20 protein-coding genes, 1 tRNA gene and 1 pseudogene are annotated in these 22,942 nt (G+C 66.7%); 11 read left to right on the forward strand and 11 right to left on the reverse strand.

The genetic code is table 11. From position 1 onward, the window contains the following. Positions 1–68: 68 nt before the first annotated feature. Both F817_RS0106635 and F817_RS0106640 read right to left on the reverse strand, forming a co-directional pair. Positions 69–159: transfer RNA gene (locus F817_RS0106635), tRNA-Ser, on the reverse strand. 95 nt (positions 160–254) lie between these two features. Beyond that, positions 255–584, reverse strand: a complete 330-nt coding sequence (locus F817_RS0106640) for a DUF1820 family protein (RefSeq protein WP_024326914.1) — start codon at positions 582–584, stop codon at positions 255–257. Positions 585–695: 111 nt separating this feature from the next. Here F817_RS0106640 and F817_RS0106645 point away from each other — a divergent pair, with 111 nt between their 5' ends. The 4 genes from F817_RS0106645 to F817_RS0106660 all read left to right on the forward strand — a co-directional run bounded on the left by F817_RS0106645 (position 696) and on the right by F817_RS0106660 (position 5,810). Continuing rightward, positions 696–1,556, forward strand: coding sequence for a diiron oxygenase (locus F817_RS0106645; RefSeq protein ID WP_024326915.1), 861 nt, complete (start codon positions 696–698; stop codon positions 1,554–1,556). A 61-nt stretch (positions 1,557–1,617) separates the two neighbouring features. Continuing rightward, positions 1,618–3,171 carry a membrane-bound lytic murein transglycosylase MltF gene (mltF, locus tag F817_RS0106650; protein ID WP_024326916.1) on the forward strand — a complete coding sequence of 518 codons (1,554 nt, stop codon included), beginning with the start codon at positions 1,618–1,620 and terminating at the stop codon, positions 3,169–3,171. Between the two features lie 415 nt (positions 3,172–3,586). Next, on the forward strand, positions 3,587–4,894 hold the full coding sequence (locus F817_RS0106655; protein WP_024326917.1) for a TlpA disulfide reductase family protein: 1,308 nt from the start codon (positions 3,587–3,589) through the stop codon (positions 4,892–4,894). A 241-nt stretch (positions 4,895–5,135) separates the two neighbouring features. Next, positions 5,136–5,810 (forward strand): rhodanese-like domain-containing protein, encoded by a 675-nt coding sequence (locus F817_RS0106660; RefSeq protein ID WP_024326918.1) that lies wholly within the window; start codon positions 5,136–5,138, stop codon positions 5,808–5,810. A gap of 163 nt (positions 5,811–5,973) precedes the next feature. Here F817_RS0106660 and F817_RS0106665 read toward each other — a convergent pair whose 3' ends face one another. The 3 genes from F817_RS0106665 to F817_RS0106675 form a co-directional block, all read right to left on the reverse strand. Then, positions 5,974–7,263 carry a TlpA disulfide reductase family protein gene (locus F817_RS0106665; protein WP_024326919.1) on the reverse strand — a complete coding sequence of 430 codons (1,290 nt, stop codon included), beginning with the start codon at positions 7,261–7,263 and terminating at the stop codon, positions 5,974–5,976. A 75-nt stretch (positions 7,264–7,338) separates the two neighbouring features. Beyond that, on the reverse strand, positions 7,339–7,911 hold the full coding sequence (locus F817_RS0106670) for an NUDIX hydrolase (protein ID WP_024326920.1): 573 nt from the start codon (positions 7,909–7,911) through the stop codon (positions 7,339–7,341). A 1-nt stretch (position 7,912) separates the two neighbouring features. After that, entirely contained in the window at positions 7,913–8,527 is a 615-nt protein-coding gene (locus F817_RS0106675; protein WP_018167879.1) for a BMC domain-containing protein, read from the reverse strand. Positions 8,528–8,843: 316 nt separating this feature from the next. Here F817_RS0106675 and F817_RS0106680 point away from each other — a divergent pair, with 316 nt between their 5' ends. From F817_RS0106680 to F817_RS0106700, 5 genes are all read left to right on the forward strand, one after another. Beyond that, positions 8,844–10,865: a site-specific recombinase gene (locus F817_RS0106680; RefSeq protein WP_024326921.1), complete on the forward strand. Its 2,022-nt coding sequence runs from the start codon at positions 8,844–8,846 to the stop codon at positions 10,863–10,865. Further along, positions 10,855–11,889 (forward strand): alpha/beta fold hydrolase, encoded by a 1,035-nt coding sequence (locus F817_RS0106685; RefSeq protein ID WP_024326922.1) that lies wholly within the window; start codon positions 10,855–10,857, stop codon positions 11,887–11,889. The genes F817_RS0106680 and F817_RS0106685 overlap by 11 nt, the downstream gene beginning before the upstream one ends. 224 nt (positions 11,890–12,113) lie before the next feature. Next, positions 12,114–14,696, forward strand: a complete 2,583-nt coding sequence (locus F817_RS0106690; protein WP_024326923.1) for a bifunctional diguanylate cyclase/phosphodiesterase — start codon at positions 12,114–12,116, stop codon at positions 14,694–14,696. After that, positions 14,693–15,844: a diguanylate cyclase gene (locus F817_RS0106695; RefSeq protein ID WP_024326924.1), complete on the forward strand. Its 1,152-nt coding sequence runs from the start codon at positions 14,693–14,695 to the stop codon at positions 15,842–15,844. The genes F817_RS0106690 and F817_RS0106695 overlap by 4 nt, the downstream gene beginning before the upstream one ends. A gap of 18 nt (positions 15,845–15,862) precedes the next feature. Continuing rightward, positions 15,863–16,246, forward strand: coding sequence for a YajD family HNH nuclease (locus F817_RS0106700; RefSeq protein WP_024326925.1), 384 nt, complete (start codon positions 15,863–15,865; stop codon positions 16,244–16,246). A gap of 28 nt (positions 16,247–16,274) precedes the next feature. Here F817_RS0106700 and F817_RS14145 read toward each other — a convergent pair. Both F817_RS14145 and F817_RS0106705 read right to left on the reverse strand, forming a co-directional pair. After that, positions 16,275–16,451: pseudogene (locus tag F817_RS14145) on the reverse strand (GNAT family N-acetyltransferase); the annotation flags it as partial. A gap of 17 nt (positions 16,452–16,468) precedes the next feature. Beyond that, on the reverse strand, positions 16,469–17,506 hold the full coding sequence (locus F817_RS0106705; protein WP_024326926.1) for a DUF21 domain-containing protein: 1,038 nt from the start codon (positions 17,504–17,506) through the stop codon (positions 16,469–16,471). Positions 17,507–17,729: 223 nt separating this feature from the next. Between F817_RS0106705 and F817_RS0106710 the strand changes: the two genes are divergently transcribed. Beyond that, positions 17,730–18,179 carry a host attachment protein gene (locus tag F817_RS0106710; protein ID WP_024326927.1) on the forward strand — a complete coding sequence of 150 codons (450 nt, stop codon included), beginning with the start codon at positions 17,730–17,732 and terminating at the stop codon, positions 18,177–18,179. A gap of 80 nt (positions 18,180–18,259) precedes the next feature. Here F817_RS0106710 and F817_RS0106715 read toward each other — a convergent pair whose 3' ends face one another. Both F817_RS0106715 and F817_RS0106720 read right to left on the reverse strand, forming a co-directional pair. Further along, the gene (locus F817_RS0106715) at positions 18,260–18,835 is read right to left on the reverse strand and encodes a histidine phosphatase family protein (protein WP_369774204.1); all 576 of its coding nucleotides are present in this window, start codon (positions 18,833–18,835) and stop codon (positions 18,260–18,262) included. Between the two features lie 77 nt (positions 18,836–18,912). Continuing rightward, positions 18,913–19,509: a histidine phosphatase family protein gene (locus tag F817_RS0106720; protein ID WP_024326929.1), complete on the reverse strand. Its 597-nt coding sequence runs from the start codon at positions 19,507–19,509 to the stop codon at positions 18,913–18,915. A gap of 163 nt (positions 19,510–19,672) precedes the next feature. Here F817_RS0106720 and F817_RS0106725 point away from each other — a divergent pair, with 163 nt between their 5' ends. Further along, positions 19,673–20,497 carry a proteasome-type protease gene (locus tag F817_RS0106725; protein ID WP_024326930.1) on the forward strand — a complete coding sequence of 275 codons (825 nt, stop codon included), beginning with the start codon at positions 19,673–19,675 and terminating at the stop codon, positions 20,495–20,497. 18 nt (positions 20,498–20,515) lie between these two features. On the opposite strand, the gene F817_RS0106730 is transcribed toward F817_RS0106725, so the two are convergent. Together F817_RS0106730 and F817_RS0106735 are read right to left on the reverse strand one after the other, a co-directional pair. After that, the gene (locus tag F817_RS0106730; protein ID WP_029681053.1) at positions 20,516–21,475 is read right to left on the reverse strand and encodes an alpha-E domain-containing protein; all 960 of its coding nucleotides are present in this window, start codon (positions 21,473–21,475) and stop codon (positions 20,516–20,518) included. Between the two features lies 1 nt (position 21,476). Then, positions 21,477–22,925 (reverse strand): circularly permuted type 2 ATP-grasp protein, encoded by a 1,449-nt coding sequence (locus tag F817_RS0106735; protein ID WP_024326932.1) that lies wholly within the window; start codon positions 22,923–22,925, stop codon positions 21,477–21,479. Positions 22,926–22,942: the final 17 nt, after the last annotated feature.

The following is a 22,942-nucleotide window of genomic DNA, read 5'->3' on the forward strand; positions in this document are numbered from 1 at the left end:
GGATTCGAATCCCAGAGCGCCGGGGACAACCATGCAAAAGGGGCCGCTCGGGCCCCTTTGCTTGAATCTGGCGGAGAGGGAGGGATTCGAACCCTCGATACGGGGTTACCGTATACACACTTTCCAGGCGTGCGCCTTCGACCGCTCGGCCACCTCTCCGTTTTCCGCAACCGCTACACGGCCACGAAGCGCGGAATCCTAAACCAGGCGCGGCATCGGCGCAATGCAGGGCCCCAGGGGAAATGCTTGCGCACTCAGGAACCGCCCTTGCCCGGCAGCCCGGGAAACGCGTGCACGTTACCGCCAGCCGTGCCCGCATCGTGGATGCGGGGCGTCCCGACGGCCGTGACCTCGTCAATCCGGATCAGCGCGTGCATCGGCACATGAAAGCGCTCCACCCCCTCGAACTCGGTGCGCAGTCGCTCCTCCGACGGGTCCACCACCACCTGCGAGCGTTCGCCAAACAACAGGCCCTCGATGGTGACGAACCCGTAGAGCTCGTCCTGGTAGACATCGCGGGCGAACAACTCGTACGTCTTTCCGTTGTTCAGGAAGCTGATGCGGTAGCGAATGTTCTTTTCCATGGGCTCCATAATGGGGGAGCAACCGCAGATTGCAACGGGTTGGCGTTGGTCCATGCGGACAGAGTCGGTATGATTCCCGCCGTCATCCGCATGGGCCCCGGCACACCAACGATGAATTCCTCCCAGGAGCTGCTCGATCACCTGAGCCGCAACAGCTCGCCGTACCAGGATCCGCTCACGCGGATTCGCTGGGATGCGCTGTCGTCGGAGGATTTCTGGATCCCGGAAGAGGCCATCTCGCTGTTCGGCACCCCGGAGTACTCCGCCCTGTCCGGCGAGCAGAAACGCCGCCTCTCGCAGTACGAGTTTCTCTATTTCATCAGCGGTGCGCTGTGGCTGGAAGGTCTGTTCATGGAGCGCATCTCGCGCATCTCCATGCACTCGACCGGCCGCCTGGACCGGCTGAACTACCGCCTGCACGAACTGCGCGAAGAGGCCGGGCACAGTTTGATGTTCATCGAGTTCATGCGCCGCAGCGGCCTGAACCTGCCCGAGAAGCGATTCCCCAAGCCCCGGCTCGCCACCCTGGTGGGCCGCTTTGCCCCGTTCGAGTCCTCGGTTTTCTGGATCGCGGTCATGATTGGCGAGGAAGTCCCCGACCGCATGAACCGCCTGATCCACCAGCGCCGCGAACAGATCAGTCCCACGGTGCATGACGTGGTGACCACCCACATGATCGACGAGGCCCGCCACATGGCGCATGCCCGGGATACGCTGGAAAGCTGTCTGGACACCCTACCGGCGTGGCAGAAGGCGGCCTACCGTCCGCTGATGCGGCACGTGTTCCGGCAGTTCGTGCACGCCTTCTACTATCCAACGGCGGATATCTACCAGTTGGCAGGCCTGCCCGCGGGTCCCGACTACCGGCGGCTTGCCCGCGATAACCCCCGCCGTGCGGCCTTTATCGATACCTGTGTCGATCCCGCGCTGCAGATCCTCCGCGCCCAGGGGCTGGTGCTGAACTGGCGGTAGCGGCAGCGCACCGGACCCGCGGTCACGCTGCCTGCATGACCGATTGGGTATGATCAGGCCCATGGCCCCGTACCTCCACCTCCGCCCGCCGAGCACCACGTGGCGCCAGATCGAACTGGGCCTCTTTGTCGTGCTGCTGGTCATGATCGGCCTGCGGGTATGGTTCCAGCCGCCCTCGGCCCTGCAGCAGCTTACGTTCCGCGAAGAGTTGCAGGTGGTGCTGGTCGAAAATCCGCTTGGGCGCTCGGAACTGGCGGCCACCAACGGTCACGGCCAGCTGGAACTGGACCTCCTGCACGGCTTTGCGCGGGAACTGGGCACCCGCATCCGGGTGACCCGGGTGGAGACGGCGGCCGAGGCGCACCGTCGGCTGCGCGAACAGCGCGTGGACCTGGCCGCCGGGCTGCTGGTGGCCCCCGACGACCCGTCGATCAAGGCAGGCCCGGAGATCCTCGCCATCCAGCAGGTCCTCGCCTTCTGGCGCGGGAACGAATCCACCGCCGCCCTGCCGTCCCTCACCGATCTGCCAGCCGGGACGCGGCTGGGGTTCACCGCCCAGTCGCCCCTGCCGGAGCGCCTGCGCCTGTACGTGGCCGGGGTCGACGACGACCCGGCACCGTACGCCATACCGGAACAGGACCCCGGTGCCGAGTCCGCGGATCGGGAGAGGCCCGGCCGGGAAGACGATATGGCGCACGTGCCGGCCGTAGAACTGATCCCCATGGGCACCGCCGAGGCACTGCGCCAGGCCCTGGCCGCGGGCGATATCGACTACGCCCTGATGAACTCGCTGGAATTCGGTCGCCTGCGGCGGCTGCACCCCGAACTGCGCACGGCACACGAATTCGAGACCGGAGCTACCGTCACCTGGCTGTTCCCGTCCGGGTTCGACCGCAGCCTGATCGACGCGGCGGAGCGTTTTGTCGAACGTCTGCGCGAAAACCGGGAACTGGAGCTGCTGAGCGACCGATACCTCGGACACCTGGAGATCCACGGCCTGGTGGACGCCCTGACCTTCGCCCGCCGGGTGGAAAATCGCCTGGGCCGTTTTCGCGAGCTGTTCGAGCGCGCGGGCGAGGAGTACGGCCTGGACTGGCGCTTTATCGCCGCGGTGGCCTATCAGGAATCGCACTGGAATGCGGATGCGGTCTCCCCGACCGGGGTCCGCGGGCTGATGATGCTGACCCAGGACACCGCCGCCGGACTCGGCGTCGAGGACCGCACCGACCCGGCATCCAGTGTGGATGGCGGCACTCGCTACCTGCTGGATCTGCGCGAACGCCTTCCGGAACGCATCCCGGAACCCGACCGAACCTGGATGACGCTGGCCGCCTACAACGTGGGCCTCGGCCACCTTCACGATGCGCGGCGCCTGGCCGAGGCCAATGGCGATGATCCGGATCGCTGGCTGGACGTAATGCAGTGGCTCCCGCGCCTGGCCGACCCCGAATGGTACGAGCGCACCCGCTACGGCTACGCGCGTGGCTGGGAGCCGGTGGTCTACGTGCAGAACATTCGCAGCTACTACGACAAACTGATCCAGCGCTTCCCCGAGAGCAATGACCATGCGCAACCGGCTCCCGAGCTCTACCGAAGGGTCCCGCTGTCGCTCTAGGGAAACACTGATCCATGTACACACTCGCGCTCGAGTCGCTTTTGCGTGCGAACAAGGCGCGGTGACTGCCGTGCAGTCATTCTGCACAAAGGAACCGCAACGCCGTGCGCGCGCAAAAGCGGCCGAGCCCCTTGGGGTTGGCACCCCAGGTTCCCCGATCCGGCGTTGCGCCGCTTGCGGGTAGAACCACTACCCGCTGCACGACGCGCCTTGTCTCGGAAAACCTGGGGTACCAACGCGAGTGTGTACATGGATCAGTGTTTCCCTAGGTGTGATCTCTCAATAGGTTGTCCACGGGGCGAGTTCGAATCCTGGCCGGTCCACGCGCATCCCGGGCACGGCTGCTCGCGGGCCAACCCTGGATCAATCCCGAGCGCTCGCGCGTCTATTCTCGAATCCCGCCACCAAGGTTTCCATGACTCGCCCCATTACCGCAGTACTGCTCGCTATGCTACCTCTTGTCTGGACGCCGTTCACGGCCGTGGCCCAGGCACCCGCCGACACTGCAGGCGCCGTGGATGCGTCCGCCGCGATCGAAGCCGGCGGTACCGAAGTGCCGATAGAACGCTACCGCGTCGCGGGTGACGCGGTCCTGCTGTGGTTTCCCTCCGAACACGGCGTCCAGGACGGGCACCGGGAACAGGCCCTGGCCCTTCAGGCGTCCGGGGTCGAGGTCTGGCTGGCCGATCCGTTCACCGGCCACTTCCTGCCCGAGGCGGCGTCCAGCTTCGACGACATGCCCACTGCCACGGTGGCGGAGCTGATCGAGGCGGCGCACGCCGACACCGGCCGCCCGGTTTTCGCGTTCGGGCACGACCGTGCCCTGCCCTGGCTGCTCACCGGGCTCTATCAATGGCAGCAGGCTCACCCCGGTGCGGATCACCTGGGCGGCCTCCTGATGGCCAGCCCCTTCCTGCACACCGGCGCGGACACGGAGGCGACCGAACTGCAGCCCATCGTCGGGCTGACCAACCTGCCGGTGTACATCCTGCAGCCCGAACAATCGCCCCAGCGCCAGCAACTCGGGCGGGTTCGCGCCGGGCTTGCCGAGAGCGGCAGCGCGGTAGGCGTCCGTCTGCTCGCCGACATCCGCGACCGGTTCTTTTTCCGTCCGGACGCCACGGAAGGGGAGCGGCTGGCAAGCGAGACCTTCCATCGCGAGATCGTCTTCGGCATGGAGCTGTTGTCGCGTCTACCCCGCCAGCGGATGCCCGCGGTCGCCGATGCCGACACGGACCTGGCCGTACGAACCCCCAGCGGCACCGACGCACAACTTAATGCCCTGGAGGAACCCGTGGTGGCCCCGCCACTGAAGCGCTCCGACCTGGAGGGCAACATCCACCGCCTGGAGGACTATCGCGGCGAGGTGGTGCTGATCAACTTCTGGGCCAGCTGGTGTCCGCCCTGCGTACACGAGATGCCCTCCATGCAGCTGCTGGAGGACGAACTGCGCGATGAAGGCTTCCGCATCCTGGCGGTGAACCTCGGCGAGGACGAGGACACCATCGGCCGCTTCATCGAGGACGAAGTGCAAACGGAATTCACCATCCTCCTCGACCCGGATCAGGATTCGCTCGAAGACTGGCGCGCCATGGCCTACCCCACCAGCTACGTCGTCGACCGCGAAGGCCGCCTGCGCTACTACCTGTTCGGCGCCATCGAATGGACTGAACCCGGCGTGATCGGCCAGATCCGCGAACTCCTTGAAGAAGATGATTCATAGGAACCGGGGGCCGCAGAACCGGCACATTCCCGGCAGCGCTCGGCACCGGGGGAACACTGACCGAAGCGACCCCGCCTTGGCGCATCCGGCATCCGGACGCTTTCCGCCGGGCCCCTGCGGCGGGCAGCCCGTCCCGCAAGAAACCGGACCCGGACAGCCCCGACGCGCGTGCGGTCTTGCGTGCGGACGCTGCCAGCCGGGCCTATCTTCAGGATTGGGGGCACGCGAACCGGAGATGGCCATGAAGACACGCCGGAGCACAGGAACAGCCGCACTCCCACTACTCGCGATCGCGGGATTCTGGCTCGCGTTACCGGCATTCGCGGAGGTGGAGGTCGGCATCACCACCGACCTTTCCGAGTTCGAGGTACTCCACGGCGACGAGCGTGTGACGGTGTCTCGCGACCAGGACACCTTCGCGACGATCGACCTCGACTACGCGCAGATCGCACGCCCCTGCCCGCCCTTCTGCATTCAGCCGATGAGCCTTGGACGCGGCGTCGAGACACTGGGTGAACTGGAGTTCATCGACTATCTGCAACAGACCACCGAGCGCGACGACCTGGTGATCATTGACTCGCGCACGCCGCGCGAGTACCGCCGCGGCACCATCCCGGGGGCCGTCAACATCCCCTGGGACCGGCTGCACTTCGCTTCCGGGGCCGACCCGGACGACGTGCGCAACGTGCTGACCGAAGACTTCGGCGCAATCTTCGACGGCGACTTCTACAACTTCAGCCGCGCGAAGACCCTGGTGCTTTTCTGCAACGGCCCCTGGTGCGGCCAGTCCCCCACCAACGTCCGCACCCTGACCAACCTCGGCTACCCGGCCGAACGCATCAAGTGGTACCGCGGCGGCATGCAGATGTGGCACGCCTTCGGCCTGACGATTGTTGAAGGCGAGACCGACGACTAGCCCAAGAGGACGTCGACCCCGTCATTGCGAGCGCAGCGAAGCAATCAGCCCGCTGAGGGCACCGCCATATGCGCGATCAAGGCCCCACTGGATTGCTTCTCTGCGCTCGCAACGACCGGGTGAGTGGCCGAATCAGCGATGACTCCGCCTGCCTGCCCGCAAGCTACTGCTGCTCCGCCATCAGGGCCTCGACGATGCCGATCACGTCGGGGTCGTCCCATTCGATGGCGCTGTTGACCGAAAAGCGCACGCGGCCATCACGGCCGAGGATGAACGAGCTGGGGAAGGCGAACACGCGCCAGTCAGCGGCGACCCGGCCGTCGAAGTCCATCAGGACCGGGAAGTCCACCTGTACCTCGTCCATGAAGGCGGTAATGTGCTCCGCGCTCTCCTGGTAGTTGACCGAAACGATGGCAAATCCGTCTCCCAGGGTCTCGGCCATGCGGTTCATCGACGGGATCTCGTGTACGCAGGGCGGGCACCAGCTGGCCCAGAAATTCAGCAGCACCACCTGCCCTGCGTAATCGGACAGCGACTGCTCGTCACCCAGGTGATCGGTGAGCGTGAAGTCATTCACGGGTGGCCGCTGATCGCGCGCCACCAGCCCCCGACCGGCCTCGATGTCACGCGCAGTCTCGGGCATCGGCGCGGCCTCCAGCGGGCGCCGGACACTGGCGAGAAGCCGGCCCGCCTGCAGCAACTGCGCGGGCAGTCGCCCGGCCGCGGCGGCCTCCTCCGGCTCGGGCTCGGAACGGCGCAGGTAGTAGAAATCGCGCACGTCCGGGACCATCTGGACGAACACCGCACTGCCGCCGCGGCGCAGGTCGGCGAGGATCTCGTCGAGGTGCCAGCGATAGACGCCCTGGGTCGGCTGCAGCAGGTAGACGGGCAGGCTGGTGGCCTGCACGACGTCCACGAACTCCGCGGGCGCACCAGCCACCGGGGTGTCCACCATGAGGTTGGGGAAGGCCAGTGCCGCACCGAGCACGTAGGCTGCCTCGGGCCCGTCTTCCTGCCACTGGCGCAGCCCTCGCAGGGCCGTGATGGCCGGACGGCCCGAGGCCACCAGCATCACCTGCTTGCCGGTCTGCGTGTTCGCGGCGCGCAGCAGCGCGGCAACGCTGACACCGTCCAGGCTGCGCATGCTCTCGTTGGTGCGAGGGAGGAAGTGGGCATCCAGCAGATCCACCTGCCAGACCTCTATACCCATCGCGGCCAGCTCGTGGCCGAAGCGCGCATGGTTGGCGTGTTCGCCCGCCTGCGGCAGCAGCCAGAGATAGAGGCGGTCGCCGGCGGCCGGGTACACGGTGACGTCCAGGCCGACGCCTGCGGGATCGGTGACTGTCAACGTGCGCGGTTCAATCTCTCCGGCACTCGCCGGCGAGAGCAGGAGAAGCAGAGACAGCAGCAGGTACACGCACGGCAGGAATCGTATCGACACGCGGGCATCCATCAAGGGAACCGACCGCGACTATAGCGCCCCGCCCCGTCTGCGGGAATGCCGCGCGCAGAGCCCGCGCGGGTGGCGTCAGCGCGGGTGCGTGTGCCGGTAGGTCCGCAGGCGGCGGGTCTTCTCCACCATGCGCCAGAGAGAACGGCTGTTGTTGTAGCGCGAGACATGCTGCAGCGGCACCCAGAGGATGTCATGCGACTCGTGGCTGCCGGGCACCGGCAAACGGTCGTCGATCTCGAGCAGGAAGCGCACGTCGATGTGCTCGTGCATGGGGAAATGCGGGCTGGCCGGGATGGTGTGGATGTCGAGGTCGAAGACATCCTCCTCCACCAGGCGGATCTGCTCGGGGGCCAGACCGGTCTCTTCGTGGGTCTCGCGCAGGGCCACCTGCAGGATGTCGGCCTGGCCGTCGGCATGCCCGCCCGGCTGGAACCAGCGGTGGTGCTTGCCGTGCAGCAGCAGCAGGGCCTGTTCGCGGTCGGGGCTGACCACCCAGGCGGAACCGGTCACATGCGCGGGCAGGAGGTCGCAGTGGAAGCAGTCCGGGTGCTCGCTGACGAACTCCAGGGCGCGACGGACGTATCCGGCCTCCTCGATGAAGGTCGTCTGGTGTCGGGCGAGCAGGTCCAGCAGCTGGGCGCGATGCATCTCAGGTCCCGGCGGGGTTGTGCAGCGCGTGGATCGCCGCACGCGCGGCCTCGTCCACGTCGCCTTCCCGGCCGGCCAGCGTCAGACGGCCAAAGGCACCCACCGCACGCACGTCGATCAGCGAGACGTTAGCGGCCTTCAGCGCCTGGTTCGCGGCGTAGATGATGTACCCGGCCGGCTCCGCCTCGAGGATGAACATGCTCTGTTCCGGAAGGATCATGTTGCCGCGACGGTTCTGGCGGTTGATCAGCACGGTGTGGTCCGGCGTCATCCCGCGGATGGTCTCCTGCCACGGGATGCGACAGGGCTGGCGATCGTCCTGGCTGGCACCCAGGCGCGCCAGCAGTACGCGGCCAGCCTCCTGCACGTCACTCTGGTCGCGGTGGTGGATCACCATGGAGCCGAATTCGCGCTCCACCACCTGCTGCGCGAGGTGCACGTTGGTCGCCTTCAGCGCCACGTCGGTCAGGCGGTGCACCGCCATACCCGGCGAGACCTCCACCCACAGACAGGAGTCCCCCGGAACGGGCAGAAAACCCTGGGAGACCGTAGCCATGTATTCCGCCAGCTGCGGCTGGAGAGAATCCATGTAGACGTAGGTACGCAGCTGGATCATCGATTCGCTCTGGGCCAGGACCCGGGGTCGCGTGGTTCCCGCGCGTCGCGGCCCGAACCCGCACGGGAGTCCGCGCACGCGCGCTGCCGGCCGCCTCGTCAACGCCGGCCTGCGCGGGCACACGGGAGAATTGGAGTGCGTATTGTGAACGCAGCGCGCCCCAAGCTCAATCTCCGGGCCCGGGCCGGCGGCACCGCCCTACCCACGTCGGGCCACTCCAGCGACGCGCGCCGGCATGGATCGACGCCCCGGGAAGCGCCGCCCTGGCCTGCATTCGTATAATGATTCGCTCACGTCCATCAGCCCAGGGATTGCCATGCCAAAGCAGGATGCGGACCACCTTCTCGCCCGCGTGGAAGATGCCGATCTCGACCTGGCCGAGACCCTGCGCCAGATCGTCGACTGGCTGCGCCCGGAAGACCCGCGCAACGTCGCGCCGGTGATCGCCCGGATCGAACAGCTGACCCTGGCGCTGGCGGAGAACCCGCGCCTTCAGGAGCGGCTGCGCACGCGGCTGGAAGACGGGCTGGAAGACGCCCGGCACCTCACGCTGTACACCGGCATCGGGTTGTTCTCGCGCAAGGGGTTCTTCCGCGAGGCGGCCGAGCTGATCTACGAGCGCGTCAATCCGCGACCGATGGATCGGGGCGACCTGAAGGACGTGTTGTTCCACGTCTTCCACCAGACCGATGACGCCATCTGGGTCGCGGCCCTGCCGGACGATGCCTGGTGGCGTTTCCTGGAATCGCTGGGTTGCCTCTCCGGCGAGCACCCCGGCGTCCTGCACCGGGCCCGCGAAGAGATCCTCTACGCCCTGGAGATGCTCTCCATCTGGGTCGCCGCGGAGGAACTGGAACCGGAGCTGCTGCGCCTGGACCCCTCGATCGCCGAACGCAACTCGGCGTTTGTCGCCCAGGAGCGGGAGATCTCGGCCTACGTGCGCGACTACCGCGCCGCGCTGGAAGACCCCAACCGCGAGCGCATGGACGACCGCCACGCCCGGGTGCTGCTCGAGCAGTGCGGCGAGCAGATCGCGCGTCTGCGCCGTCTGGCCATCACCCACGGCAACAGCCTGTCGCTCACGCACCTGCTGGAGCGGCTGGACCAAACCCTCCGGCGCATCCACAAGCTGCTCGACCTGCTGGAGCCCGACCCGGACCGCGACGCCCGCGCCGCCTCGGTAGGGGTGTTCCGCGAACTCATCACCATCAGCGCCCGCCAGCACGGCGTACGCGCGCTGTGGCAGGACAACATCAAGCTGGTCTCGCGCAGCATCACCCAGCATGTCAGCGACACCGGCGAGCATTACATCACCCAGTCGCGCGGCGAATACTTCCAGATGCTGCGCTCCGGGGCCGGCGCCGGGCTGATTATCGCAGTGATGGCCCTGATCAAGATCCAGATTGAATCCCTCGGGCTGTCCCACGCGGCCAACACCCTTTGGGTAAGCCTGAATTACGGCCTCGGCTTCGTGCTGATCCACATCCTGCATTTCACGGTGGCCACCAAGCAGCCGGCCATGACCGCCGCGCGCCTGGCCGCCGCCATCGAGGAGAGCGACCGCGGCACGGCCGACCCGCGCAAGATGGCGGATCTGCTGATGCGCGTGGGACGTTCGCAGTTTGCCGCGGTGCTTGGCAACGTGGGCATCGCCCTGCCCACCGCCATCGTGATCGGCTTTCTTGCGGCCACCATGTTCGAGGCCCCGATCCTGTCCAGTCGCGAGATCGACTACCTGATGGACGGCCTGCGCCCGATCATGGGCCTGGCGCTTTTCTTCGCCGCGATTGCCGGGGTATGGCTGTTCGTCTCCGGCCTGATCGCCGGCTTTTTCGACAACCGCTGCGCCTATCTCGACCTGCCCGGGAGACTGCGCGAACACCCACTGCTGCGCCGGCTCCTGCCGACCGGCGCACGCCACCGCCTGGCCGACTGGATCGGCTACAACTACGGCGCGCTGATCGGCAACTTCCTGTTCGGGGTCCTGCTGGGGGTTACCGGCTATATCGGTTACCTGCTGAACCTCCCGCTGGATATCCAGCACGTGGCCTTCGCCTCGGCCAACCTGGGCTATGTGACCGCCAGTGAGGCCCCCGGCCTGGCCATGTTCGCACTGTTCCTGGTGTTCGTGCTGCTGATCGGCGCGGTCAACCTGTGGGTCAGTTTCGGGCTCGCGCTGTACGTCGCGCTGCGCGCACGCGGCGTGCGTATCGGGGCCTTCGGCCGCGTGTTCCAGGCCTACGGTCAACACCTGCGCGAACGCCCCCGCGAGTTCCTGTTCCCGCCCGGTCCCCCGAACAGCGCCGACGGGGACGACGACCCGTCCGATGCGCGGTAACCGGGCCCTTCGCCTGCTGGTGCCGGTAGCCGCACTCTGGCTGGCCGGCTGTGCCGGGGCGGCCCCCAGTCCATCCGGCGACGGGACGCGCGCCGCGATGATCGCACCGGACGCCATCCACACGGCCGATGGCGACCAGCTGCCGCTGCACCGCTGGGGACCGGACGACCCCGAGCAGGTCGCGCTCGCGCTGCACGGCTTCAATGACCACGGGGGCAGCATGCAGGCCCTGGGCGAGGCCCTCGCCGGGCACGGGATCACCGTCTACGCCTATGACCAGCGCGGCTTCGGGGGCACGCGGAACGTGGGCTACTGGTCCGGTCATCATCTGATGGCCGAGGACGCCCGCACCGCGCTGCGGCTGCTGCGCGAGCGCTATCCCGAACAGCCCCCGTTCGTGATTGGCAAGAGCATGGGAGGTGCCGTGGCCCTGCTGGCCGTGGCACACACACCCGAGCCCGGTGAGGCATCGTCGCTGGTGGCCGGTTCGGTACTGATCGCACCGGCGGTATGGAGCCGCGGCGACATGCCCTGGTACCAGCGCTTCGGCCTGTGGCTGGGGGCGCGCCTGGCGCCCGGCTGGCGCCTGGACGGGGAGATGGCGGCGGAACTGGATATCCGCCCTACGGATGACCCTGCCGTGCTGGAGCGGATGCGCGACGACCCACTGGTGCTGCGCGATGCCCGCATCGATGCCCTGGACGGCCTCACCACCCTGATGACCCACGCGCTGGAGGCCGGCCCCGACCTTCCCCCGCCCAGCCTGACGCTGTACGGGGCCCGCGACGACCTGGTGCCGCCCCTGCCCCTGGCGCGCCTGCTGGAGGGCCTGGCCGCTCAGGAGTCCAGTGATCATCGCGCCGTGCTCTATCCCGAGGGCTATCACATGCTGACGCGCTACACCCGCGCCGAGGCCACCTTCGCGGACATCGCCGCGTGGCTGCAGGACCCGCGGGCCACCCTGCCCTCGGGTCACGAACGCACACCCGCGGACCTGGCCCGGCACCTGCGCGACAAGGACTGAGCCCCGGCCACCGGGCGGCGGCCGTCACCCGCCGCGCATCCCGCCGGCCCCGCAAGACCCGGCGCCAGCAAGCACCGGCAAAGACCACCCCATCCATCGATACATACCGATATATGGATTTTCGATGGTTGTTGATCCAGATCAAGCCAAAACTGTGACCGAGTCCGCACCCTGACGACCTCCATGCCCGGCCACGGGCCGTCCACCCATGCTCGAGGTCATCCATGAATGCGGCATCTCGACCCGCCCCCCGCCGTGCCCTGCGCCTGAGACTGTTCATCATCGCGGCGATCATGGCCGTGGCCCTGCTGGTATTCCTGGCCGTCAACGCGACCACCACCCTGATCTACGAACGCACCATGGCCCGTCAGGCGGAGCAGACGGCCAGCGGTATCGCGCACCAAACCTTTGCCTCGATGTTCCAGATCATGCGCGAGGGCTGGAGCCGCGAGCAGCTGGAGGCCTTCTCCACCGGGATCGAGGAATCGCTGGACGGGACACCGCTGACGCTGGAGCTGTACCGCGGGGAAAAGGTCGCGGCGCTCTATGGCGAGGTTGGACAACCCTCGTGGAACGAACGCATCGAGCACGCCTTTGACACCGGGGTCATCGAAAGCCGCCAGGACAACGGCGAGCTGCAGTACACCTTTCCGCTGCGGGCGCGCAACGAATGCCTGAGCTGTCACACCAATGCATCCGCCGGCGATGTCCTGGGCGTCATGGAGGTGCGACAGGATCTCGGCACCGCGATCAACGAAGCACGCAGCCAGCACATATGGACCTTCTTCGGCACCGGGCTGGGAACCCTGCTGCTGGGCACGCTGATCGCGACCTGGGCGACCGGGCCCATCACCCGTTCGGTGCGGCGGTTCCAGGACCAGGTGACGCGGGTCAACGCGATCAAGGATCTCAACGAGATGGAGCCGCAGGCAATCGACACCGGCTTCGTCGAGCTGAACCAGGTCGTCGACCAGGTGGACGAGCTGGTGCGCAAACTGCGCTCGGTGGCCGTGGACAAGGACATCCTCGAGTTCGAGCTGAAGCTGCTGGACAAGTTCATCATCACCTCGGACGTGGTCCGTGACTGGCGCGAGTACATCGGTGTCCTGCTGACCGAGATCAACACGATCATCGATGCCTACACGTTGTTCACGCTATTCAAGGCCAACGACGAGGTCTACGAACTGGAGATCTTCTGGCGCGCCGAACCGAGCGAGAACACCCGGCGCACGGTGGAGCGCCTGGCCGCACACCGGATCCGTGCGGCCGAACAGTTCGCAATGGACGCCAACCTGACCATCCGCCACAACGTCGCGGACTCCAGCCACGCACTGCCGGAGCTATCGCCACACACCATCGAGATGGCGACCAAGTCACTGCTGCTGGATGCGCCGCGCATCGGCGGGGTGGTCGGCATCGGCGTGCAGTCCGACCTGGTGCGCGATCCCGTGAGACATGTGGTCATCGAAAGCATCCTCTCCACCCTCCTGAATCTGGTCGGGTCGGTGAAGGCCATCTACAAGTACACCCAGGATCTGGAGTACTACGCCACCCGTGACCCGCTGACCAACCTGTACAACCAGCGGGTGTTCTGGGAGCTGTTCAACTACGAGATCAAGCGCGCCGAGGGGCATGCCTATCCGTTTTCGGTGATGGTCGTGGATCTGGACAACTTCAAGACCATCAACGACCGCTATGGCCACGCCTTCGGCGACCGCTTCCTGCAGGCCTACGCCGAGACGATCCAGGGGGCCATCCGCAACGAGGACATCCTGGCCCGGTACGGCGGCGACGAATTTGCGCTGATCCTGCCGGAGACCGACCAGCAGGCCGCCTGGCAACTCGCCGCGCACATGGCCGAAGCGACGGACCGGCTGTCGCTGCCCGCCCCGGACGGGTCGCGGGTCAAGGCGACGACCTGCATCGGGATTGCCGCCTACCCACGCCACGGCCGCGACACCCGAGACCTGTTCCTGGTGGCCGACAACATGATGTACAAGGCCAAGCGCGAGGGGAAAAACGCCGTCTGCGTCCCCAGCGACGAAGAGGTCGCCGCGGTGTTCCGGGAGGCCGGCGAGACCGGGATCATGATCATGGAGGCGCTGGAGGACCGGCGTATCGTGCCCTTTTTCCAGCCCATCATGGACACGGCTACCGGCGAGGCCCGCATCCACGAATTGCTGATGCGCATCCGCGTGGGTGACCAGTTGATCCCGGCCGGCCAGTTCGTGGAAGTGGCCGAGACCATGGGGGTGATGCACCAGCTCGACTACGTCCTGATCGAACAGGCCTTTGCCGAGGTGCAGCGCTCGGACTATACCGGACTCCTGTTCATCAACCTGTCCCCGCGCGCGCTGATCATTGGCGAGTTCATCGGCAAGGTCCGCAAGCTGGCGCAGGATCACCAGATCGATCCGGCCACGGTCGTATTCGAGATCACCGAACGCGACACGGTGAAGAACATGGCCGTGCTGGAGAAGTTCGTGCTCGATCTCAAGCAGCAAGGGTTCCAGTTCGCCGTGGACGACTTCGGCTCGGGGTTCTCCTCGTTCCATTACCTGAAGCGCTTTCCCATCGACTTCGTGAAGATCGAAGGTGACTTCGTGCGCAACATGGTCCACGACCCGCGCGACCAGGCCTTCGTGCGTTCCATCGCCGCACTCGCCCGTGACTTGGACGTGCGCACCATTGCCGAATTTGTCGAGGATCAGGAGATCCTCGAAGCGGTCCAGTCCATCGGCATCCATTACGCCCAGGGTTTCCATGTCGGCCACCCCGGTCCACGGCTCGGGAACCCACCGGCATGAGCGGGCCCCGGACCACCCTGATCCAGGGGCTGAAACAGCAGCTGGGCTGCCCCGATCCGGAGTTGTTGCTGATGCCCTGGCGGCACCACGCCCTGCTGGAGCATCAGCGAGCCCGCCTGATTATTTCCCGGGTGCGCCTGGTCGCGTTTCTTTTCGCCCTGCTCACGCCCCTGTGGATCCTGGTGGACCTCGTGTTCCTGCCCTGGCCGGTCTGGGGCGAGCTCGCGCTGGCGCGCCTGCTGACGAGCGCCGCCTTCCTGTGGATGTCGCTGCGCTATCAGCCCTCCGACAGCATGCCGCGGGCCTGGGTCGCGCTGGCCCTGCTGTTTGCCATTCCGACCCTTTTCTTCCTCTATTCCCACCCGCTACTCGCCTTCCGGGAGATGGCCGGGATCGAGGCCGCCATCGCCGCCGGCTACGCCTTCCTGCCCTTCGTGATGATCGCGGGGCTGGCCATCTTTCCACTCACCGTCACCGAGGCCGTGGCCTACTCGATCCCGGTGCTCGCCGGCCAGGCCGTGGCGGCCCTGCTCCAGCTCGACAGTATGGACTGGACCACGCACGTCGGTGCCTTCTGGTTGCTGCTGCTGATCGCGTCGGTTGGCGCGCTGGCCAGCACCAGCCAGTTACAGTTCCTGGCGGCCCTGGTGCGGGAGTCTTCGCGTGATGCTCTGACCGGGTGCTACACGCGCGGGAGCGGCAAGCGCCTGCTGGAACGCGAGATGGCACGGACCCGGCGACAGGGCCGGCCCCTCGCCGTGGCCTTTGTCGACCTCGACCGCTTCAAGGCGCTGAACGACCGCTTCGGACACGAGGAAGGCGACCGGGCCCTGCGCGCCGTCGCCAACGCCCTGACCAAACGCCTGCGCAGCATCGACAGCGTGATCCGCTGGGGCGGCGAGGAGTTCCTGATCCTGATGCCGGAGACCAGCCGGGAGGAGGCACGCCAGGCCCTGGAACGGGTGCTGAGCGAACCGGCCAGTCACACCCCCGACGGCCAGGCATTGACCGCGAGCATCGGCATCGCGAGCTGGCCGGAGGATATCCGGGCGACCGACGCCGAGGCCCTGGTGCACGAGGCGGACCTTCGGATGTATCGTGCCAAGAACAAGGGGGGTGATCGCATCATCGACGCCCGCGCCGCCTGAGCATGACTGGAGGGCAGCATGAAGCATTCCAATGACCGGCTGGACCAACTCGTTGCACAGGCACGGCAGTCGCAGGCCGAACGGGAGCGCGGCTACCGCGAGCAGGCGCTCAAGATGTACCCGTGGGTGTGTGGCCGCTGCGGGCGCGAGTTCACCCGCGCCAACCTGCGCGAGCTGACCGTGCACCATCGCGACCACAATCACGACAACAATCCCAGCGACGGCAGCAATTGGGAGCTGCTGTGCCTGTACTGCCACGACAACGAGCACCAGCGCTACACCGACGCCACCCCCGGCAGCGACAAGACAACGGGGACCGCCGCCACGCACAACCCGTTCGCCGGACTGGCCGGCCTGCTCAAGGGCGACAGCGATCCGGACGACGACCATTCCGGGACGTAGCGCCCGGACACCAGGAGCCGCTCAGAGCCAGCGCCAGCACCAGCGTGCTCTCCGGACAGTCGACGTAGTCCTGCAGGTAGCGCGCCTCGTACTCCGCGCGGTCCTGGTAGAGATAGGACCACTCACGGAACACCGCAATGCGCAGGCGCGCCACATCCTCCAGGTAGGGCACGATCCCCGCGCCGCTGACAATCCTGAATTCAATCCGTCCCGAACTCCTCGTCAGGCCAGTCCAGGCGCCTGCGCCGGTACCGGACGTCCCACGCCGCGCAGCAGGCGTCCCAGGATATCGGTCCCGCTCAGGATGCGCCGCTGGTCATCGGTCCACAGCAGGATCACGTCGTCGCCGACCACGGTGTCGCCGCTGCTCGCCGGTCGCACCTTGAAATACGGCACCAGCCCGCCGAGGCGCCGGGCGCCGTCGCGCACCACCAGCGGGTGATGGCAATGATGGTGGGGATCAAAGCGTTCTGGCGCAAACAGGGCCTCGCGGGTGAACTCCGCGACCCGGATCACGGTGCGCGGCTCGCCCTCGGGATCGGTGATCACCATCCAGCCACGTCCCGGCCGATTGAGTCGACGCAGGAACGGATCGTCGGTGCGGGGCTCGATCGCCGGAAACACCGGAAGACTGTCCGCGAATTCGAGCGTGATCACGCTGTCCGGGTCCAGTGCCTCGCCCTCGTGCTGCACCAGGATGTCATCCAGCTCGAGGAAATTGCGCGCGCCGCGCCCCTCCACACGCGTGATCTCGCTGCCGTGCGCCTGCATGTGCAAATCGAGCAGATGGTGCAGGTCCCGTTCGGGAAAGAAGCGAATCTCCTCGCCTCCCAGCCAGCGATCCAGAACCCAGGCAGTGGGCCGCGCCACCGGATACATCAGGACCTGATAGAAGCGCAGCAACGGATACAGCGTCCCGGCCACCTTGAGGGCGTGCCGGGAAAAATAGGACTGCGGCAGGATCTCGGCAAAGATCGTGATCACCACGGTGGAAAACAGGAATGCCGCCACGCCGCCCATCGCCGAACCCGACAGCAACGCCAGCAGGACATTGACGCCGACATTGCCCCACAGGATGGTCACCAGGGCGAAGTTGGCATCGCCGCGCAGGGCCAGCAGCCGCTCCGCGCGCGCGTCCCCCTTCTGCGCCTCGACCTCCAGCTCCAGCTTGCTGCGCGAGAACAGGCCCAGATTCAGTCCGGACAGAATGGCGGACTGGGACAGGCAGACGAGGATACCCAGCCAGGTCAGGAGGCTCATGGCAGCTTTTCCTTGGCATTCAGAGGCATTCAGGGTACCGCGCGAGGTGGTGCGTGCGCGTCCGCACGGAACGCCCGATCCATTGCACGGGACCCCTCCCGGGACACCGCAAAGCATCTACACTTGGAAACGGGGCCGGCGCCTGCCGGGCCAACCCCGCAGCGGTCCCCGCGGCCCGGAAACGGGCCGGACGGGACCCCGTCTACGCTACAGGAGGATCTGCATGGATACTGTCTGGATCGTTGTCGCCGATGCCGCGCGCGCCCGCATCTTTTCCTGCGAGGGCCGCGCCTGCCAGGGGATGCACGAGAGCGAGACGCTCTCGCACAGCGAGTCCCGCGCCCACAATCAGGACCTTGTCTCGGACCGCCCCGGGCGCAGCTGGAGCAGTGCCAGCGGGGACGCCCGCCACGCCATGCAGGACAGCACCGATCCCGCCGCCAACGAGCGCAACCGCTTTGCCCGCCAGGTGGCGGAGCGGCTCAGGGCCGCCTACCACGACGGCACTTTCAAGAAGCTGGTGATCGTCGCCGCACCCTCGTTCCTGGGCGCCCTGCGCGACATGCTGGACCCCACCGTCGCCCAGAGTGTCACCGCCGAGGTGGCCAAGAACGTGACCAAGTCCACCGACGCCAGCACCCTGCGCAAGCACCTGCCCGACTTCCTCTACTAGCGGGCCCACCCCGGCCCCGCCCTGCGGGGCCGGTTCGCCCGGTCCGGCCGCGGACGGCCCACGTCTTCGCGGCATCCCGGTCAGGGGCCTGCCAGAGCGTCCGGCTGCAGCGTCCCCAGCAGGCGCGCCCCGTCGGCGTGCGGCTCGAACACCGCCATCTCCGCCTCCTCGATCTCCACCTCGGCGGCATGGCGCAGGTTCAGGTCGTGTCCGACCATGACGGTGTTCTTCCGTGGATCCTCGGGTGGGGTGTTCAGGAGGCGCCGCAGGCCCTCGATCAGATCCTCGCGCCGTTCGTCCTCCTGAATGATGGGAAGATTGTAGAGTTCGGTCCGGATCTCGTACCGGCCGAAGCCGTAGTGCGCGGTCTCCCAGTTGCGGCAGAACTCGCTGGTCAGCACCTCCTCCACCGGGATCGCGTGCTGTTCGAAGCCCTTGCCCACCTGCCGCGCCTGCTCGCGCCCGCGCGTACTCAGGTTGCGCTGCCCTTCGCAGTCATCCATGTCCGACAGGTCGTAGTCGTCATGCGAGCGATCCGTCGCCGCGTGCCGCCAGTAGACCACCAGCCCGCCCGCCTGCAGGCGCTCGATCAGTGCCTCCGGCGCAAGTGTGTCGGCGATCGCCGTGGTGAACCCGCCCAGCAACAGCACCAGCATCCCGATCGCGATGGTGTCTCGCATCCCGCCCTCCTCGTGATTTCCGTCCCTTGCGTACGCAGACGATCCGCCGGCGGTCAGTCGAAATCCTCGGGGCTGAGGATGCCGAGTACCCGGGGCTCGCCACCGCCCGGCTCGAACACCGCGATCTCGCCCTCGTCGATGCGCACCCGTGCCGCGCGTTGCAGATTGATATTGTGGCCCACGATGACCACGTTCTTTTGCGCATCCTTCGGTGGCGTCACGAGATAGTCCTGCAGGGCGCTCACCAGGGCCTGCTGACGCTGCCGATCGCGTACCGGTGGCACGTTGAACAGGTCGTCCCGGATCTCGAAGGAATCCTCGCCGAAGGCGATCCGGGCGGTGTCGATATTGCGGCAGAACGGCGAGCTCAGGATGCGTTCCACCGGAATCGCGTGGCGTTCGAGGCCCTCGCCTACCCGGCGAGCCTGCTCGCGTCCAAGATCATCGAGATTCCTCTGCATCTCGCAGCGGCTCATGTCAGTGAGATCCCGGTCACGGCGGCTGTGATCCGTGGCCGCGTGGCGCCAGTAGATCACCAGCCCGCCGGCCTGCATGCGCTCGATCAGGGCGTCGGGTTCGAGGGTGTCGGCACTTGCCGCAGAGGGCAGAAACAGCAGGATCAGCAAGAGCCACAAGGCGGACCGGACCATCGGGATCTCCTCGACGAATAGGCATTCTATGGGTTAACTGACCACGGCTGGGCGGAACCAGTTCGGTGCACCCGCCCGCGGCGCTCACCGGTGCAGTGCGTTGACGCCCCCCGACCCCAGCCCTAGTATGCCGTCACTGCCTTGCCCGGAAACCCGCGCCCCCATGACCTACTGTGTCGCCATTGACCTGGACGACGGCCTCGTCTTCGCCTCCGACTCCCGCACCAATGCGGGCGTCGACCAGGTCAGCACCTACAGCAAGATGCACACCTTCGAGATCGAGGGTCAGCGGGTCTTCGTGGTCCTCGCCGCGGGCAACCTGGCCACCACGCAGTCGGTGGTGCAGCAGCTCAAGCGCGACATGGAGGAAGGCGCGGAGGAAAGCCTGTCAACGGTGGAGCGCATGTCGGATGCCGCCGAATACCTCGGGCGGCTCAACCGCGAGGAAGCGGAAAAGCACTCCGAGGCCCTGTCCCGATCCGGCATCAAGGCCGAGGCCACGCTGATCATCGGGGGCCAGATCGGCGACGACGCCCCGGCGATCTTCCTCGTCTACCCCCAGGGCAACTACATCACCACCTCGCAGCAGACGCGCTTCTTGCAGATCGGCGAGAGCAAATACGGCAAGCCGATCCTGGATCGCATCATCGAACCGGCCACCCCGCTGGGGGATGCCGCCCGCTGTGCCCTGGTCTCCATCGACTCGACCATCCGCTCGAACCTGACCGTGGGGCCCCCGATCGAGGTGATGGTTTACGAGCGCGGCACCCTGACCTTCGATCACTACCTGTGCCTGGAAACCGACGACGCCTACCTGCGTTCGCTCACTCAGGCCTGGGATATGAACATCAAGAAGGCCTTCACCGACCTGCCGCGCTTCGACTGGGAGTCCGCCCACGCACGCAAGCAGCGCGGGACCCGCGTCAGCCGTGAGTCGGGCAAGACGGCGGGCACCTCCTCGAGCAAACCGAAAAAATCCCGCCGCTGACCCCCGGTCGGCCGCGGACTACGCCACCTGGGTCTGCACCTGCGCCGGCGCAGCCAGGAACCAGGTCTCGGCGTTCGCGCCGTGAATGTCCGCGATATCGCGCTGCAGCACGTCGATGAAGGCGTGCAGGCCATCCTCCTTGATGAGTTCGTCCACCTGCGCGCTGGAGGCATGGCGGCGCGCCTGGATCACCAGCCGCAGCGGCAGTTCGTTGTTCGGCAGCTTCTCCAGCGCGTCCTGTACCTGGGTCAGGGCGTGGGTGACCGAGCGCGGGAAGGCCTTGTCCTGCAACAGGTAGCGCACCACGTCCACCCCATTGATGCGCCGCTTCACGTGCTGACGATACATCTGGAAGCCGCTCTCCGAGCGCAGGATGCTGGTCCACAGAAGCCCCTCGTACGGCTCCGGATCCTCGCCGTCCTTCTTCAGGTGCCGCAGCGCCCCAACGTCGATCTGGCGCGTCCCCATGTCGGCCCGCTCCAGGTTGCGCCCCAGGCGGATGAAGTCGTAGGCCGCGTCGTGGCTCATGGTCCCGGCCAGCAGCCCGGTGAGGGTCTGGCAGCGCTGGATCACCTCGGACAGGAACTCGAAACGCCCACGCTTGCCAATGCCCTGGTCGATGTGGTCACGCGCGAACAGGTACAGTTCGTTCATCACCTCCCAGGCCTCGGACGGCACGAGGTCGCGCGTGGTGCGCACGTTCTCGCGGGCCGCACGCAGCGAATTCAGCACGGAGCTCGGGTTGTCCGCGTCGGCCAGCAGGAACTTCACGCAATTGCGTTCATCGTCGCGCTGGTAGTGGTTGTCGAACGACACCTCGTTGCCGGTCACCTCGACCAGCCCCTTCCACGACAGCTGGACGGACTTCGGCATGTCCAGGGCCAGCAGGTTGAAGGCCATGACCATGCGCGCGGTGTTCTCGGCACGTTCGACATAGCGCGCCATCCAGTAGACGCGTTCAGCGACTCTCGAGAGCATCTCAGTTCTCCTCGTCCACGATCCAGGTGTCCTTGCTGCCCCCGCCCTGCGACGAGTTCACCACCAGCGACCCCTTGCGCATGGCGACGCGCGTCAGCCCGCCGGCGGTCACGTCAGTGCGTACCCCCTGCAGGATGAAGGGACGCAGGTCCAGGTGACGCGGCTCGATCTCGTCACCGCACAGGGTCGGTGCCACGGAAAGATCCAGCGTTGGCTGGGCAATGTAGTTGCGCGGGTCCTTCTTGATCAGCTGCGCAAACTCTGCCCGCTGCTTCTTGGTGGCATGCGGGCCGACCAGCATCCCGTAGCCGCCGGACTCGTTGGCCGGCTTCACCACCAGCTCGTCGAGATGGTCCAGCACGTAGGCGCGATCCTTCTCGTTCACGCACAGATAGGTCGGCACGTTGGGGATGATCGGTTCCTGGTCCAGGTAGTAGCGGATGATGTCCGGCACGTAGGCATACATCACCTTGTCGTCCGCCACGCCGGCGCCGGGGGCGTTGGCCAGCCCGACGTTGCCCTGGCGCCAGGCCCGCATCAGGCCGGGCACGCCCAGCATCGAGTCGGGATTGAAGACCTCCGGATCGAGGAACTCGTCGTCGATGCGGCGATAGATGACGTCGACGCGTTCCAGCCCGTCAATGGTGCGCATGTAGACACAGTCGTCGTCGCCGACCACCAGGTCCGCGCCCTCCACCAGCTCCGCGCCCATGCGCTGCGCGAGGAAGGAGTGCTCGAAGTACGCGGAGTTGTAGATGCCGGGCGTCAGCACCGCGATCTCCGGGTAGTCCTGCGGCCGCGGCGAGATCGACGCCAGCATGTCGAACAGCTGGGTGGGGTATTCGTCCACCGGCAGGATGCTGGAGCTCTCGAACATCTCCGGGAACACGCGCTTGGTAACCTGCCGATTCTCCAGCATGTAAGAGACCCCGGAGGGCACGCGCAGGTTGTCCTCCAGGACATAGAACTGCCCCGATCCGTCACGCACCAGATCGCTGCCGCAGATATGCGCCCAGACGCCCTGCGGCGGCTTGATCCCGATGCACTGCTCGCGGAAATTCTTAGACTGGTTGAGGACGTAGCGCGGGATCACCTTGTCCTGGAAGATCCGCTGCTCGTTGTAGATATCGTCGATGAACAGGTTCAGCGCGTTCAGCCGCTGCTCCAGCCCGGCCGAGACCTGATCCCACTCCTTGCGCGCGATGACCCGGGGGATGATGTCGAACGGCCAGGCGCGGTCGATGTTCTCGCCCTCGGTGTAGACCGTGAAGCTGATGCCCATCTCGAGGATCGCGCTGTCCGCCGACTGCTTGCGGCTGTGAATCTCGCCCTCGTCCAGCGAGGCGAGGTATTCGGCCAGCGCCTTGCCCGGGCCACGGGGCTTGCCGGGCTTTTCGATCAGTTCGTCATAGAACGGGGCGGGGTCGTAGCGCTTCCAGTCGATGGCCATTCGTCGGGGTCCTCTGA

The organism is Thioalkalivibrio sp. AKL19 (assembly GCF_000420165.1).
Taxonomy (GTDB): Bacteria; Pseudomonadota; Gammaproteobacteria; order Ectothiorhodospirales; family Ectothiorhodospiraceae; genus Thioalkalivibrio.

What these genes read in the sequence shown, in the direction of transcription:
- F817_RS0106640 (WP_024326914.1), bottom strand. Translation starts at nt 584, where the DNA reads ATGGAAAAGAACATTCGCTACCGCATCAGCTTCCTGAACAACGGAAAG.
- F817_RS0106645 (WP_024326915.1), top strand. Translation starts at nt 696, where the DNA reads ATGAATTCCTCCCAGGAGCTGCTCGATCACCTGAGCCGCAACAGCTCG.
- mltF (WP_024326916.1), top strand. Translation starts at nt 1,618, where the DNA reads ATGGCCCCGTACCTCCACCTCCGCCCGCCGAGCACCACGTGGCGCCAG.
- F817_RS0106655 (WP_024326917.1), top strand. Translation starts at nt 3,587, where the DNA reads ATGACTCGCCCCATTACCGCAGTACTGCTCGCTATGCTACCTCTTGTC.
- F817_RS0106660 (WP_024326918.1), top strand. Translation starts at nt 5,136, where the DNA reads ATGAAGACACGCCGGAGCACAGGAACAGCCGCACTCCCACTACTCGCG.
- F817_RS0106665 (WP_024326919.1), bottom strand. Translation starts at nt 7,263, where the DNA reads ATGGATGCCCGCGTGTCGATACGATTCCTGCCGTGCGTGTACCTGCTG.
- F817_RS0106670 (WP_024326920.1), bottom strand. Translation starts at nt 7,911, where the DNA reads ATGCATCGCGCCCAGCTGCTGGACCTGCTCGCCCGACACCAGACGACC.
- F817_RS0106675 (WP_018167879.1), bottom strand. Translation starts at nt 8,527, where the DNA reads ATGATCCAGCTGCGTACCTACGTCTACATGGATTCTCTCCAGCCGCAG.
- F817_RS0106680 (WP_024326921.1), top strand. Translation starts at nt 8,844, where the DNA reads ATGCCAAAGCAGGATGCGGACCACCTTCTCGCCCGCGTGGAAGATGCC.
- F817_RS0106685 (WP_024326922.1), top strand. Translation starts at nt 10,855, where the DNA reads ATGCGCGGTAACCGGGCCCTTCGCCTGCTGGTGCCGGTAGCCGCACTC.
- F817_RS0106690 (WP_024326923.1), top strand. Translation starts at nt 12,114, where the DNA reads ATGAATGCGGCATCTCGACCCGCCCCCCGCCGTGCCCTGCGCCTGAGA.
- F817_RS0106695 (WP_024326924.1), top strand. Translation starts at nt 14,693, where the DNA reads ATGAGCGGGCCCCGGACCACCCTGATCCAGGGGCTGAAACAGCAGCTG.
- F817_RS0106700 (WP_024326925.1), top strand. Translation starts at nt 15,863, where the DNA reads ATGAAGCATTCCAATGACCGGCTGGACCAACTCGTTGCACAGGCACGG.
- F817_RS0106705 (WP_024326926.1), bottom strand. Translation starts at nt 17,506, where the DNA reads ATGAGCCTCCTGACCTGGCTGGGTATCCTCGTCTGCCTGTCCCAGTCC.
- F817_RS0106710 (WP_024326927.1), top strand. Translation starts at nt 17,730, where the DNA reads ATGGATACTGTCTGGATCGTTGTCGCCGATGCCGCGCGCGCCCGCATC.
- F817_RS0106715 (WP_369774204.1), bottom strand. Translation starts at nt 18,835, where the DNA reads ATGCTGGTGCTGTTGCTGGGCGGGTTCACCACGGCGATCGCCGACACA.
- F817_RS0106720 (WP_024326929.1), bottom strand. Translation starts at nt 19,509, where the DNA reads ATGGTCCGGTCCGCCTTGTGGCTCTTGCTGATCCTGCTGTTTCTGCCC.
- F817_RS0106725 (WP_024326930.1), top strand. Translation starts at nt 19,673, where the DNA reads ATGACCTACTGTGTCGCCATTGACCTGGACGACGGCCTCGTCTTCGCC.
- F817_RS0106730 (WP_029681053.1), bottom strand. Translation starts at nt 21,475, where the DNA reads ATGCTCTCGAGAGTCGCTGAACGCGTCTACTGGATGGCGCGCTATGTC.
- F817_RS0106735 (WP_024326932.1), bottom strand. Translation starts at nt 22,925, where the DNA reads ATGGCCATCGACTGGAAGCGCTACGACCCCGCCCCGTTCTATGACGAA.